The sequence below is a fragment of the Bacteriovorax sp. As-1 genome (genome assembly GCF_058446905.1).
This window is the reverse complement of record NZ_CP184341.1, coordinates 2899653-2914316: the sequence shown is the minus strand read 5'-3', so window position 1 is coordinate 2914316 and position 14664 is coordinate 2899653. Positions and strand designations below refer to the sequence as shown.

Below are 14664 nucleotides of genomic sequence, written 5' to 3'. Positions count from 1 at the left end.
TTTATGACACAAAAAAGTAAAGATTTAGCGGTATGTTTAGTTAGCGGTGGAATGGACTCACTAGTTTGTGCGGCCATCGCCAATACCGAATATGAAAATCTTGCTTTTCTCCATTTGAACTACGGTCAGAAAACTGAAGAGCGCGAACTTGAAAGCTTCAAGAAGATCGCTGAGTTTTACAAAGTTCCAAAGAATCTTCAAAAGATTATCGACGTCTCTTTCTTAAAGCAGATCGGTGGCTCTTCACTGACTGACGATAATATCGACGTTAAAAAATATAAAGGAGACTCAGAGGAAATCCCTGATTCATATGTACCTTTTAGAAACACGCACATCATCTCTATGGCCGTTTCATGGGCCGAAGTTGTAGGTGCTAAAAAGATCTTTATCGGTGCTGTCTACGAAGACTCTTCAGGTTACCCGGACTGCCGTCCTTCATACTACAAAGCAGTCAATGCGCTCATTAAAGAAGGAACAAAAAACGGCGATATCGAAGTCATCACTCCAGTGATTTTCATGAAAAAAGACGAAATCGTTAAGAAGGCCGTTGAGCTTCAGGCCCCTCTGCAGTTTAGTTACTCTTGTTATGAAAGAAACGACAAAGCTTGTGGTGTGTGTGATTCATGCGCGCTTCGCTTAAGAGGTTTCCAAAAGGCCGGGATTGAAGATCCGATTGAGTATGTGACGAGACCTAAATACTAAAACTAGAATCCAAAAGCAGTCGATACACCGTTTTGGTAAATTGAAGACGATGAGGTCGTTCCCAGGTATCCGCCAATTCCGATTGACCCTGAAAGCATTCCTGTGTTGTACATTGAAGGCGTTCCATACATCGAAGACCCCCAGTATCCTCCACCGTAACCAGACATAAAGCCCGAGCTAAAACCGTTTGAAAGAAATGGGTTTCCGTATCCGCCGTATCCATTGCTCATCATTCCGCCATAACCAGCGTATCCGCCGTATCCATAACCATTACAGGCCGAAGAAAAAGCATTGGCCTCAGAGGCCGTAATTGGGTTTGCCCCAATAGTTGTGTTGTAGTTTAGGTAACTGTTGTAGCGGTTTGTACACTCCGTGAACCCTGAAGCATAAGCTTCGGCCCACTTCTTTTGAGTTTCGTGTTGGTATTTGGCCACAGTGTATGTTCCGGCAAGGTAGGCCAGTGGCTGAGCAATCACTCCCAGTGCCTCAACAATACCGTTACTCTCATCTTTTTGTTGGAAAATACAATCGATACAATCGACTCCTGCCTCTCCTGCTGATTCAGCGATCTGCAAGCGAAGACAAGCGCGGTACTCATCTTGATAGGCCGGGTGATTCATCCCTTCACAGTCTCTTGCCTTCCCTGCCGCATGCAGAGGCCTAACATCCATCAGGATGCTAATCAGGATAAGAATCAAAAAAATGACTTTAGGGGCCAGCTTCATAGCTACCTTATCGGTTGTTTACCCTTTTTAATGAGGACCTTTTAAACCTCTAACCCCTTGATATTGAGCATGAGATGGGGGCCAGAGCTGTCTACTTTTTAGAGGGCCCGGATAAAAATTTCAAAAGGCCCCATCTAAGTCCGGACTATAGTTATCATATGGTGGAAGTGTTGAAACTTTATGGAGAGAACTATGAAACTTTCACTTTTTGCTGCTCTTTTATTATTATCAACTGTTAACGTGCACGCGATCCCGCCAGTGCCGCCTTCGCCGATTAAATCTGGACCAGTGGTGCTTAACTGCAAAGACATGAATGCATTGACTGAAGAAGAAATTGAAGAATTAAACCAAGACCCGGAAAGAATCGTTTCTGTGAATCATGAAATTCGTGAAATTTGTTACAAAGTAAATTAATTAAAGTCTAACGGAGTGAAGAAATTCTTCGAAGGTCTTCACTCCTCTTTTTTTGAATTCAAGATCAAGCCGTGCTTCGATCTCAAAGAGCATTGATGGCCCCTGAAAAATAAAGGCCGAATAAATCTGCACCAGGCTTCCGCCAGCTCTCCAGAAATCCATTAAATCATCAAAAGAAGAAATACCACCAACACCAATCAGGATTCCTTCTGAATGAGAATGTTTCATTTCTTTTAAGAGATACTCGCGTGTCTCGCGCGCTTTTTTAGTGAGAAGCTTTCCACTGATTCCGCCTTCACCACGCTCTTTCATAATCGTGGTATTTGTCGCGATAATGCCATCGAGTTTGTATTCATTCACCAGGCCGACGACAGAAGAAAGCTCTTCAAGCGCCATATCCGGTGAAACTTTAACTAAGAGTGGTGTATGAATTTTTTTTCTTTCGCTATCGACAGCTTCAAAGATCTGGCGAAGACCAGCATCTTTTAAAAGATCGCGAAGCCCCGGTGTGTTGGGTGATGAAACGTTAATCACCAAATAATCTGAATGAGGAGCAAAGTCCTTGTATAAAACAGCGTAGTCCTTAGGCGCGTCTTCATTAGACGTTACTTTGTTTTTACCTAAGTTCACTCCGAGAATTTTGCTGCGGCGGCGGGCGCTCTTTACGTTTTCTAAGATCACATCGGATCCGAAATTGTTAAACCCCATGCGGTTTCTTAGTGACTCTTCTTCCGGGTAACGAAACAAACGAGGCCTATCGTTTCCGGCCTGAGGTTTAGGAGTGACGGTTCCCACTTCGACAAAACCAAAAGGAAGACTGGTTAAAAAACCAATGGCCTCTGCGTTTTTATCAAGTCCTGCTGCAAGCCCAATAGGATTTTTAAAGTCGAGCCCCATCGCTTTAAAATGAAAGCGCGGGTCATCTTTGTGATCAGGAAGAAATCCACCAAGGGACTTCATCGAATGAATCGTGAGTTCATGGGCGCGTTCAGCGTCCATGGCAAAAGCGATATTTTTAAAAAATGGGTATGTGATTTTATACAAGTTAATAAAGCTGAACAAAGTCCCCTTCAAGGACTTGCCCTCCAGAATGTAAAATAGCAATTGATCCATCTGTCCCGAAATAATCGACGACTTCAATTGTCCCTTTCATATCCCCTTTACTCATCCCGATTAAGGCCCCTGTTTCTGGGTCGTAGATCTCAGTTCCCTCAGTGATGATTTTTAAGATATCACCGATGTTGATCCCACTCTCTCTTCCGGCATTCAGGTATACTTTTGTTCCGATAATTTTGGCCACGCGCCCGACCCAGTCAAGCTTGCTGGCAAGCTCCACCACTTTTGGCACAGACTTTCTGACGGCCACGCGAACAGCATAACGAAGCAGGTCTCTGCGGTAAGCAAGGTAGTCTTCTCTGTCAGATGAGAAGAATCTATACGTGCTGTCGTCGGCGTATCCGCCAAGCGTTTCAGTGTAGATTTCTTTTCCAGCATTCACATCAAAAACGCGCACTTCAACTTTTGATTCTGTATAAGATTTTGTTTGTCTCACAATCCCGATTTCATCGGACTTCTCGCGGACGCGGGCATCGATCACACGCCCAAAAATGATAAAATTAATTCCGGCGATTTTTGCTTGTCTAGTTAACTGCACCAGCTTCATTCCTCCGCCCACATAAATTTCTTTTGATGGCCCAAAGAGTTTTGCTGAACTTGGGTCAACTATAAATTCACCTGAACGGCTAAGCTCCATTCTAAGCTCTTCTGTCGCATTGACTTCAAGGTCTTCACTTTCAAATGGCGATTCATTGAAAAACGGCAAGAGTGCAATTTTCTTTTTCACACCGGAGAAGTATTTTCTTTCTTCAGCACGCGGGCGCTGGCCGCGGCTATCGCGCTGAACAACATTTGATGAACAAGCTACTAGCATGTTCAGTGAGAGCATCATTAAGAAGAAATTCCTGACCATTTCGCTTCCTCGTTCTTTAGATATAGGTCTACTTCTTAATTATTTGCCTGTTTCTCAATAATTGCAAAACTATGATTTTCAGAGGAGAAAAGAAGAATTTTTTGCTCGTTTAGAGAGTATTTTCCTCCATCTTTTGCCAGCCTCGCATAGAGACTCTCCACTGGAAGCGTGCTTTTTACCGAGATCACCGAAGCTTCGCTCGAATAACTCTTTAGCTCCGCTACTAGTCCCACATCCTTAAATTGCTCGGCCAGGAAGCTATTGACCTGAGTGATATCAAAAAGTCCGTGTTTCCCGATCACTTTCATTTCAACCATTGTCAGTGTGCTCGTCGCGCGGTTGAGTTCCAGCGAACTATTGATTCTCACCGTCTGCGAGTTAAGCAGGTTATAAACCAAGCTCGCCAAGTTTGAGCTTAGATCTTTTGGATTATAAACAGTGAATTCTCTTTTTTGTGTAGGGAAATCAAAACCAACGAGAGTCTGATTTGTTTTTGTATTCACTAACAGGTACTGCGCTGTCAGTTCAAAACGAGCACTCTTTCTGTCCTGGAAAACTTCAGCACGCTTAAGCAGCGAGTTCCATTTAAGAGTTACAGACTCGGCATTCATGTTTGAAGGAATTTGCGTCAGGTCTTTATCTAAGACCACCACGTTGCCGAAGTTTTTAAACTGAGTTGTTGCCCACTTCTTCCACGACTCAACAATGACACCGGAGAAATTTTCGGCCTTGCTCACCCCTACATCACTCCAGCTCATAGAATCGTCAATTCTGATATCTGGACGGATATAAAAAGTTTTAATGGTCACATCCGGAAGATTTGAAAGGTACTCGTTAAAAAGAGCATCGACCCGGGTCTTATCCAGATCGTACTTAAACACAGAACGCTCAAATTCATCTGTAGGATTGGCCGGTTGGCTTAACATCGTCACATTCAAAAAAATTGGTTTTAAAAGTTCAATTTCCTGATCATCAGTGAGCTTTTTTTCTTCGAGCATGGCCCAGAATTTATCTGAATCAAGGTCTCTGGCGATCAACTCTTTAGTCAGGGCCTGGCGGTAACCATTTAACGTCATAAGCATCAGAACTGGAACTTTGACAGCTGGGTCAGTTGAAACAAGTGTGTCCTTTTTTAAGGCCACACTCACTTCTTCTGCATAGATATTAAAAGAAAAACATAAAACAAGGAGAAACAGGGCAATGCTTTTATTGAGCATGAACATCCTCTAGTCTTCCATCGATAATGAACTTAACAGCATCGCGGTTAAATACTTCATTAATCTGATGGGCCATCTGTGGCGTTGGATTAATTAAAAATTCTTCCCCTAACGGCAGTCTCGCCTTTCCGCCCGGACCTTCAAAGATCATGTGCATTGGAGTGGCGCCACGGTAAGAAAGAAGAACCTGGCGAAGTTTATTGAGCTTAATTTCCGTCAAATCAGAAAGGTCGACGTTGATACGAACACCTGTGATCTTATTTTCTGAATGCTCTTTAAGTTTTAAAATTTTATCAGCGAAGATCTTTCTTGGATTTTCCTGAAGGTTGACAAAACCTTCCACCAGTACCGGTTCATCACTGCTTAAAATCATTTCGTATTCTGCAAAAACTTTCGGGAAGACGATACATTCAATCTTCGCATCCAAATCTTCCAGAGTCGCAAAACACATTTTATCACCTTTTTTCGTCAGGATGTTTTTGCGGCCAGAGATTTTCCCGGCAAGAGTCATCGTGCGTTTTTGGTCGGAGCCCAGGATATCCTGAACGTGGCCAATGGGCATTGTCGAGAGCTCTTTCATTAAGTTTTTATAACGATCAAGCGGGTGCCCAGAGATGTAAATCCCCATCAACTCCGCTTCGTGGTTAAGTTTTTCCAGGTCATCAAAGTCTCTTACTTCCTGAATGTCTAAGTTTGATTCAGCAGTCTGAGACATTGATTCTCCACCTAAATCAAAAAGAGAAACCAATCCCAGAGAAGCTTCTTCCTGGCGCTTTTTACAGTAAGCTAAGATCATTTCCAGGTTTTCTAAAAGAGTCTTTCTATTTAGCTTTTCGATACTATCGAAAGCTCCTACTTTAATCAGCGATTCAAACACGCGAGTGTTTACAATTTTTAAGTTGATACGTTCACAGAAATCAAGGAATCCTGTGAATGGTCCGTTTTCTGTCCTTGCACGTACAATTTCTTCAACGGCGTTTTGACCAACGTTCTTAACTGCTCCCATACCAAAACGGATATTTGTTCCAACAACGTTAAACGGCCATAGAGACTCGTTTACATCTGGTGGAAGAACTTCGATGTTAAAGTGTTTAGCATCGTTAATATACTGAGTGATCTTATCCATTGACCCAAGTTCTGTTGAAAGAAGGGCCGCAAAGAATTGCGCTGGATAATAGTATTTAAGCCATGCTGTCTGGTACGAAATAACTGAGTATGCAACGGCGTGGGATTTGTTGAACCCGTATTCCGCGAATTTTTCCATTTTGTCGAAAAGCTCACTTGCTATTTTTAAATCGTAACCGCGCTCTTCGGCCCCTTTCATGAAAATCTGACGGTGATGGGCCATTTCATCAGCTTTCTTTTTCCCCATCGCACGGCGAAGCATATCCGCTTGCCCAAGTGAGTATCCAGCAACGATACGGGCAACGTTCATTACCTGCTCTTGGTAGATAATAACTCCGTACGTATCTTTTAGAACCGGCTCGAGACTCTGGAATGGGTAGTGAGTTTTTTGTCTTCCGTGTTTGATTTCAATGAACTCATCCACGATACCAGATTCAAGTGGACCTGGACGGTAAAGGGCGTTGATAGAAGAAATATCGTCGATAGAGCCTGGAGCAATACGCTTACACAGGTCGATCATCCCCGAGGATTCTAACTGGAACACTCCAACTGTTTCACCTTTTGAGATGAACTCATAAACCTTTGGGTCTTCAAGATCGATGTTTTCAATATCGAAGGCCGCATCTTTATCACGTCTGATGAAGTTAGAAGCGCTCTCAATAACAGTCAGGGTTTTAAGACCTAAGAAGTCGAATTTTACCAGACCGATCTTTTCCGAGAAGTCCTTATCAAACTGAATAACCTTTTCACCTTCACGCCCTTTAAATAGTGGACAGTAAGTCACTAGCGGAAGGTTGGTAATGATAACACCCGCAGCATGAATTGAAGCGTGACGAAGTAGTCCTTCGAGACGACGGGAAATATTGATAACTTGTTTTACACGCGAGTCGCTTTCCATCAATTCGCCAAGCTTAGGCTCCATCTCCATCGCTTTGTCGATGGTCATCTTCAATTCTTCAGGGATGAGTTTTGAGATGACATCGGCTTCACCGAATGTCAGACCAAATACACGCGAAACGTCTTTGATTACGGCCTTCGCCTGAAGCTTACCAAAAGTAATGATCTGCCCTACGCGCTCTTCACCGTATTTTTGAGTTACATATTCAATAACTCTGTAGCGGTTATCCTGACAGAAGTCGACGTCGAAGTCCGGCATCGAAATACGTTCAGGGTTGATGAATCTCTCAAAGAGTAAGTTGAATGGAATCGGGTCAACGTTGGTGATGTCTAGTGCATAAGCCACGATCGATCCCGCTCCAGAACCACGTCCCGGACCTACCGGGCACCCGTGAGTCTTGGCCCACTTGATGAAGTCCGATACGATCAGGAAGTATCCAGGGAATCCCATTTTAATAATCATCGCCAATTCGTCTTCAAGACGTTCTAAGTATTTTGGCTTCACTTCGCTCTCCCAGTTTTCCTGAGCGCGAAGTTTGATAAAGTGTGGACCGTTAAAGCGTTTCTCTAAACCTTCTCTCGCCTGACGAGCGAAGTAATCTGGCGCTGTTTCATCAGTTTCAATTGGATAATCTGGAAGGTGGTAAATCTGATTTCCTTTTTCATCTTTCCAGTTGAACTTAACGTTACACTTATCGGCGATTCTTAAAGTGTTATCACAAGCATCTGGAGCGTAATGGAATGCTTCTCTCATCTCTTGTGGAGACTTGTAGAAGAATTCATTCGTCGTCAGCTTCATACGCTGCTCATCCATTAACGTCTTACCTGTCTGCACACAAAGAAGTACTTCCTGAGCGGCCGCATCTTCGCGAGTCAGGTAGTGACAGTCGTTAGTCGCAACAAGGTTTACGTTATTGGCGCGGGCGTATTCAATAATTTTTTTGTTAACCGGAACCTGTTCCGGAATTCCGTTTTCCTGAATCTCTAAATAGAAATCTTCACCAAAGAGATCTCTTAGTTTTTCGATGGCCTTAATCGCGCGGTCGTCCTGATCAGTAAAGAAGTTGTATCCAACTTCTCCCTTTAGGCAGGCCGTCGTACAGATGAGTCCTTCTGAGAATTCGCGAAGAAGTTCATAGTCTGCGCGAGGCTTATAATAAAAACCTTCCATGTAAGCGCGAGAAAGAAGCTTACAAAGATTTTGGTATCCCGTTTCGTTTTTACATAAAAGAATCAAGTGGTGAATCTGGTGACGAGACTCCATCTCATCCTGAGATCCAACAACCTTCTGCTTTTTGAGCGCCCCTTTTTCAAAACGCGATCCAGGAGTGAAATAAATTTCAGATCCAAGAATAGGTTTAATGCCGGCAGCTTTACATTGAGTATAGAAATCAATCGCACCAAACATGTTTCCGTGATCGGTTTGTGCGATCGCGGGAACGCCAAGCTCTTGAGCTCGTTTGATCAAATCTTTTAAACGGATCGCTCCGTCCAGAAGTGAGTATTGGGTGTGCAAATGCAGGTGCACGAAACTGTCTTTGTGGGTCTCTAAAAAGGACATAATCCCAGGCTCCTTAGAGGTGTGTGTATGTCCTTAAATTTAAGCATTTTTAATACACTTTTTGAATCGTATTTTAAGTCAATTTTACACGGTCTCAGAGGGGTTCTTGAGGGTATTCGACTTTTAGCGTAAACTACTTAATAATTCGATCGTTTTTATGGAGAGACTATGAAAGTCCGTGGGTTACGAACCCTTCTTTTTATCCTAGGTGCCCTCGCTGTTGCAGTGGGGTTCGCTTTATACAAAAAGTCTCCTGAAAAAGAGCTGGCAAATGATATGAAAAGTCAGTTGACGGCTGAGGTTACTGAGGAAACAGGCGTGACGTCTAAACCAAAAACTCTTAAAGAAGTCATGTCTCAAAACCTTAAAAAACAAGAAGAAATGGTCGAAAGAAAAGACTTCGACGACACAGTACTTGGACAAGAGCGCTTTTACACTGAAGCTGAAATCAACGAAATGAGTGAAGAAGATTTTAAGACTCTGGTTCTGGAAACTGAAAACAAACTTCCTAAGGTTTCCGATATTAGAAAACTTCCCCCGGGGGCCCTTCACCGCACTCCCGCTCCAGTTATCCAGGCGGGAAAGGATTTGGGATTACTAAAAGAAGTTTTAAAAGTGCATGAGTCTTACGAGCGAGTGGTGGCCCCTTTTTATGAAAGATGTGCCAAAAATGCAGAACGCCCGACTCCTGTACGCGCTCTTTGCCTTACGAATTTAATTCAGGTAAAAAAGAAAAATAATGAGAGAATCAATGTAGCTGATTACCCTTCGGATTTAATTGAGCTCTCGAGAATGATTACGGACTTGTAGTTTTTATGAAAAGAAAAAATACGAGACAACCTTCTCCCCAGCTTCCAGGCCAGTTGAGTTTTAACTTCGACGTGCCTCGCGAGCAGGACAGAAATTTCCACTTAGGTGGAAGGTCGTTCTACTTTTTCGATTTCGACGACAACGTCGCTTTCCTTTCAACTCCCATCATTATTTTTCACAAAAAAAACGGAGCTGAAGTTTCACTCTCAAGTGGTGAATTCGCTCACGAGAATAAACACATCGGGATCTCTGGCCCTTATGCTGATTACTACATGGACTTCAACGATGCCCATGGGTCTTTCCGCCATTTCCGCGATAAAGACTTAAACCCGATTGAAGTGAGAGCTGGAAAAAAACAAGGTTTCGTCGAAGACGTTTTAAAAGCACTAAAAGAAGTCGACACTCACTGGAAAGCTCCGTCATGGGAGTATTTCTATCACGCCACTTACAATGAGCGTCCGGTTTCATTAATCACGGCCAGAGGGCATCACCCAACGACTATTATCGAAGGTGTTGACCAGATCGTTAAAGCGGGATACCTGCCACATTCGCCGAACTACCACAGTATTTATCCCGTTTCTAACCCTGAAGTGAGAAAAGACTTAGGGGATATTCACTTTAAGCAAAGTGTGGCCGAACTCAAAAAACACGCAATCCGCGCCAGTGTTGAGAAAGCGATCAGTCAATACGGTTACTCACCTTTTCATCGTTTCGGAATGAGCGACGACGACCATAAAAATGTTGAACTCATTACTGAAGAGATGCGCGATTTAAAGAAAAAGTATCCGGAAATGAGCTTTTTTGTTATTGAAACTTTCAAAAACTCTTTCTCAAAACGCGAGGTTCTCCTGCACGAAACGCGCGAAATCATCTCTGCCAAAGAATCAGTGAAGCCACAGCTGTCTCTATTTGATTAACTCTGCATATTTTTCTTCTTTTATGAAAAGGATTCTTCTATCATGAACTCTTAGGAGATTTTCATGAAGATTATTTTCACTCTGCTTTCGTTTTGTTCGTCTCTGGTCTTTGCTCAGGATTACCGCAAAGAGATTCAACCCATTTTTGATAACCGCTGCATTGCCTGCCACAGTTGCCTCAATGGCCCCTGCCAGGTGAACCTGCAAAATTATGACAACTTTTCACGTGGAGCTCACCATAAAAACGTTTACGAAGGCACTCGTATCGACAGTGTTCCACCAACTCGTCCGGGAATTGACGGAAAAACGCTTATCGACTGGAGAAAGCTTGGTTTCTTCGACACCAACACATCACGCGATTTGGATGAAAACCTTTTTTATCTATTCTTAGGGACGAAACCTCTTACTCAAAGAGACTTGCCACTCAACACAGTTGAAGAAAGCGTGGCATGTATCGACAATACAAAAAACTTAAAAGCTCTTTTTGCTGAAAGCCTCAATATCAAAATGCCTTACGCTCTTCAACCGGTTACAGAAAAAGAACGCATGACTCTAGGGACTTGGCTCGCAAACGGTGCTCCCGGACCAAAAACTCTCTCACCTCCTAAAGAAACACAATCCCAGGTTAGAGAGTGGGAAAATTTCTTTAACCAAAAATCTGAAAAAGAAAAACTGGTGAGCCGTTACTTATACGAACATCTTTTTCTCGCTCACATCTACTTCCCGGAAAAACCAACCGACTTCTACCGCCTGGTGCGCTCTGAAACGAAATGCGATAAAGGAATTTCTGAAATTGCCACCAGAAGGGCCAACGACACCCCGGGGATGAAGGAGTTCTTCTACTGCTTAAAACACCAGGACCTGACGATTGTGGCAAAAACGCATATGCCTTTTTCTTTCACTCCAAAAGTGATGGAGAGATTGAAGCAACTCTTCTTCTCTACGAAGTGGGAAGTTAATAAAAAAGCTGAGGAAGAAAAATACACCTCGGAGGCGGCAGAAAACCCTTTTATCGCCTTCTTTGATATTCCGGTAAAGGCCCGTTACCAATTTTTATTGGACAATGCCCACTACATCATTAGCACTTTCATCAAAGGGCCGGTTTGTAACGGCAGTAATGCCGTGAACTCGATTCAGGAACAATTTTACGTCATGTTCATTAGTCCTGAATCAGACAACATGGTTCTTTCTAAAGAATTTGAGGCCAAGGCCCGCGATCTTCTGATCCTTCCTGGTGTTTGGGGCAGTGACATCAAACTCGCCGACACCTGGGGACTGACAAAAAAAATCGTCGAGCACCGCGAGGGCTATAGAAATCTTCGCGCTTTAGAAACAAAGAAAAACCATCCTCACGGATATGCCCTTAGCGATTTATGGGACGGTGATGGTCAAAATAGCAACGCTGCACTGACGGTCTTAAGACACAATGACAATGCTGTGGTCATCAAAGGATTTAAAGGTGATTTGCCTAAAACTCTTATCTTCTTAGACTATGCTTTAATGGAAAGGCTGATTTACAATCTGGTGGTGAATTTTGACGTTTATGGAAACATCTCTCACCAGATGCTTACGCGCATTTATATGGACTTAATCCGCATGGAGGCCGAGGAAATGTTTCTTTCTTTTCTTCCACCTCAATCGCGCATGTCTTATCGCAAAGAATGGTATAAAGGATTTCTAGCGGAAGCGAAGCTAAAATATGTCTTCCCACTTCTTGATACCAAAACGCCGACACAGGTAAAATACAAAAATCCCAAACATGCAAAAAGTGAATTTGTTGAACTAGTTCTCTATGGCTATTTAAAAGACAATGTAAAAGGCCCGGCCGATTTTATCAACTGGAAAAATGTCAGGCTTCCTCTGGAAGAAGCTAAAAAAGGTCCCTTAACACCAGCAGCTTCTCATTTAAGAGATATTTCAGCTGTAAAACCAAAAGGAAAATTCCATTTCCCGAATTTCTTCCCTGAGAATGCTTACCTGGTTGTCACAAAAGAAAACAAAGGAGTTGAAGTCTTTACCGTGATAAAAAACCGCGAACACGAAAACATTTCATGGATTCTGGGTGAGTCGCTAAGACTCGCGCCTAAGGAAGACACGCTAACTATTCTTGCTGGTTTCTATAGCTACTATCCGAATCTGTTTTTCAAAGTGAAGGAAGCTGACCTGGTGAATTTCAAGAATCAAGTCTTAAAGATCAGCAACATCAATGACTACAAAGAGCTGAAGAAAAAGTATGCTGTCTCTCGAGTGGCACCTGATTTCTGGGAAACTTATGACCTATTAAACGCAGTTTATAGAAAGGATTTTCCAATTGAGGCCGGCCATCTGGATCTGACTCGTTATGTGATGGAGTAACCAGACAACAATAACTAGATAAGAATGCCTCTGATACCAATCACGATAAAAATCACTCCCATGATAAGAGCAAAAATATCACTGGGAGTGATTTCGGATTTCCTGAACATTTCAAAATAAACATCGCCCTTTTTCCCTTCCACAAGATACGCATCGATTAAGTACGTTCCCAATAAAGCCGTTAAAGCGCTATTGAATAAAGCGCTGTGGAGTTTATATCCTGGAAGCTCGAGATACCAGTTGAGGACAATCAGACCAAAATGCAAAATAATGAGAATTAAAGAAAAAGAGAGTTTTTCTTTTTTTGAAACTTCTCTTCTGAGTTTGATTCTTCTAAAAAAAAGAAACATCGCCAGGAAAAAAAGTCCCAAAAAAATCTTAAAGAGCCCAAAAAGAAGAATGCCTTCGTTGGTGCTTACTCCCACTCGATTGTCCCCGGAGGTTTAGAAGTAATGTCATAGACCACTCTAGTGATCCCCTTCACTTCATTGGTGATTCGGCGAGAGACCGTCTCTAAAAATTCGTGGGGAAAGTGTGACCAGTTAGCCGTCATCCCGTCACTTGAATTTACCATGCGAAGACATATCACGTGCTCGTACGCGCGACCATCCCCTTTGACTCCCACTGTTTTAATGGGAAGAAAAACGGTAAAGGCCTGCCACGTTGATTGATAAAGTTTGGCCTCAATCAGTTCTTCAAAAAGAATCTGATCCGACTCCTGCACCATACGGATCGCTTCTGGTTCAATCGCTCCCAGGATTCTCACCCCAAGCCCAGGACCTGGGAATGGATGGCGGTAAACCCAATCGCGTTTTAATCCAAGAGATAGGCCCATCTCGCGCACTTCATCCTTAAAAAGATGGCGAAGAGGTTCTAGGAGTTTTAATTTCATTCTCTCCGGAAGCCCTCCCACGTTGTGGTGAGACTTAATCGTCACCGACTTTCCACCATTAATATGTGGCGAAGACTCGATCACGTCCGGGTATAGAGTTCCCTGAAGCAGGTACTCAAAATGAATCTTGTGATTTTTTTCGTACTCGTGAACTTTCTTTTCAAAGATCTCGATGAACATGCGGCCGATAATTTTTCTTTTTTGTTCAGGTTCATCAACACCTTTTAAGGCATTGAGGAAATCGTCTTTGGCGTCCACTATTTCAATATTGAGATTGGTGTCGCGTTTTAATTTTTGGATATGATTGTAATCCTGAATTCTAAGAAGACCGTTATCGACAAAAAAACAGTGCAGGTTTTTCCCTAAAATTCTCTCTGATAAAGTCGCGGCCACCAGAGAGTCAACACCGCCGGAAAAAGCGCATAGGACTTTTTTATCGCCGATTTCGCGGACCATTTCAAAAGCTTCTTCCAGCATCTCACTGGCATTCCAGTCTTTAGAAAGGTTCGCTACTTTTTGATAGAAGTAATTAAGAATCGATTTCCCGTGTTTTGAATGTTCAACTTCCGGGTGAAACTGCAGCCCCATAATCGGTTTTGACTTGTGCTTAATTCCCGAGACCAGTTTATTTGAACTCTCCATCACCACATCAAAATCCGCAGGCACGCGGCTGACGTGATCTGAGTGACTCATCCATACGCTCATTTTCCCAGGAGTCCCGGCAATTTTGAATTGATTAATGAAATGGATATCAGCGTGTCCGTACTCGCCGATGATTCCTTTTTCTACAACTCCCCCGAAGAATTTCCCCAGGAGTTGCATCCCATAACAGATCCCCAGGACAGGAAGGTCTTTATGTTCAAAAATAAAGCTGTAATCGTATGGGTCTTCAAAAACAGATTGAGGTCCACCTGAAAGCACCAAACACTTCGGAAGATGACCTTCTTTAAAACGCTTATGACATTCTTCCAGTGCGATAATCTCGCTGGAGTATCCAAGCTCTCTGGTCTTTCTGGTAATTAATTGCGTGTACTGAGAACCAAAGTCCACAATCCAGATGATCTTTTCAAAATTTTTCAT

12 protein-coding genes are annotated in these 14664 nt (G+C 42.9%); 5 read left to right on the top strand and 7 right to left on the bottom strand.

Annotated features, from left to right (window positions below):
• Window positions 1-3 precede the first annotated feature (3 nt).
• Window positions 4-702, top strand: coding sequence for a 7-cyano-7-deazaguanine synthase QueC (gene queC, locus ACN20O_RS14880; protein ID WP_491634701.1), 699 nt, complete (start codon window positions 4-6; stop codon window positions 700-702).
• Between the two features lie 2 nt (window positions 703-704).
• Here queC and ACN20O_RS14875 read toward each other — a convergent pair whose 3' ends face one another.
• On the bottom strand, window positions 705-1427 hold the full coding sequence (locus tag ACN20O_RS14875; protein WP_491634700.1) for a hypothetical protein: 723 nt from the start codon (window positions 1425-1427) through the stop codon (window positions 705-707).
• A gap of 192 nt (window positions 1428-1619) precedes the next feature.
• Between ACN20O_RS14875 and ACN20O_RS14870 the strand changes: the two genes are divergently transcribed.
• Complete coding sequence (locus tag ACN20O_RS14870) at window positions 1620-1841, top strand: hypothetical protein (RefSeq protein ID WP_491634699.1); 222 nt, start codon at window positions 1620-1622, stop codon at window positions 1839-1841.
• Here the strand turns inward: ACN20O_RS14870 and ACN20O_RS14865 are convergent, their stop codons facing one another.
• Genes ACN20O_RS14865 through dnaE form a run of 4 tightly spaced genes read right to left on the bottom strand, consistent with a single transcriptional unit; the run spans window position 1842 to window position 8610 of the window.
• The gene (locus ACN20O_RS14865) at window positions 1842-2903 is read right to left on the bottom strand and encodes a quinone-dependent dihydroorotate dehydrogenase (RefSeq protein WP_491634698.1); all 1062 of its coding nucleotides are present in this window, start codon (window positions 2901-2903) and stop codon (window positions 1842-1844) included.
• Window positions 2887-3810 carry a hypothetical protein gene (locus ACN20O_RS14860; protein ID WP_102243154.1) on the bottom strand — a complete coding sequence of 308 codons (924 nt, stop codon included), beginning with the start codon at window positions 3808-3810 and terminating at the stop codon, window positions 2887-2889. Before ACN20O_RS14860 ends, ACN20O_RS14865 begins: the two co-directional genes overlap by 17 nt.
• Before the next feature lie 35 nt (window positions 3811-3845).
• A complete protein-coding gene (locus tag ACN20O_RS14855) occupies window positions 3846-5027 on the bottom strand; it encodes a hypothetical protein (protein WP_491634697.1) in 1182 nt (393 codons plus the stop codon).
• A complete protein-coding gene (dnaE, locus tag ACN20O_RS14850; protein ID WP_491634696.1) occupies window positions 5017-8610 on the bottom strand; it encodes a DNA polymerase III subunit alpha in 3594 nt (1197 codons plus the stop codon). The genes ACN20O_RS14855 and dnaE overlap by 11 nt, the downstream gene beginning before the upstream one ends.
• Before the next feature lie 168 nt (window positions 8611-8778).
• On the opposite strand from dnaE, the gene ACN20O_RS14845 reads away from it, so the two are divergent.
• From ACN20O_RS14845 to ACN20O_RS14835, 3 genes are all read left to right on the top strand, one after another.
• Window positions 8779-9420 carry a hypothetical protein gene (locus ACN20O_RS14845; RefSeq protein ID WP_491634695.1) on the top strand — a complete coding sequence of 214 codons (642 nt, stop codon included), beginning with the start codon at window positions 8779-8781 and terminating at the stop codon, window positions 9418-9420.
• A 5-nt stretch (window positions 9421-9425) separates the two neighbouring features.
• On the top strand, window positions 9426-10337 hold the full coding sequence (locus ACN20O_RS14840; RefSeq protein ID WP_491634694.1) for a hypothetical protein: 912 nt from the start codon (window positions 9426-9428) through the stop codon (window positions 10335-10337).
• A gap of 63 nt (window positions 10338-10400) precedes the next feature.
• Window positions 10401-12692 carry a fatty acid cis/trans isomerase gene (locus ACN20O_RS14835; RefSeq protein ID WP_491634693.1) on the top strand — a complete coding sequence of 764 codons (2292 nt, stop codon included), beginning with the start codon at window positions 10401-10403 and terminating at the stop codon, window positions 12690-12692.
• Between the two features lie 14 nt (window positions 12693-12706).
• On the opposite strand, the gene ACN20O_RS14830 is transcribed toward ACN20O_RS14835, so the two are convergent.
• Window positions 12707-13117 (bottom strand): hypothetical protein, encoded by a 411-nt coding sequence (locus tag ACN20O_RS14830; protein WP_491634692.1) that lies wholly within the window; start codon window positions 13115-13117, stop codon window positions 12707-12709.
• Window positions 13108-14664 (bottom strand): glutamine-hydrolyzing GMP synthase, encoded by a 1557-nt coding sequence (gene guaA / locus ACN20O_RS14825; RefSeq protein ID WP_491634691.1) that lies wholly within the window; start codon window positions 14662-14664, stop codon window positions 13108-13110. Before guaA ends, ACN20O_RS14830 begins: the two co-directional genes overlap by 10 nt.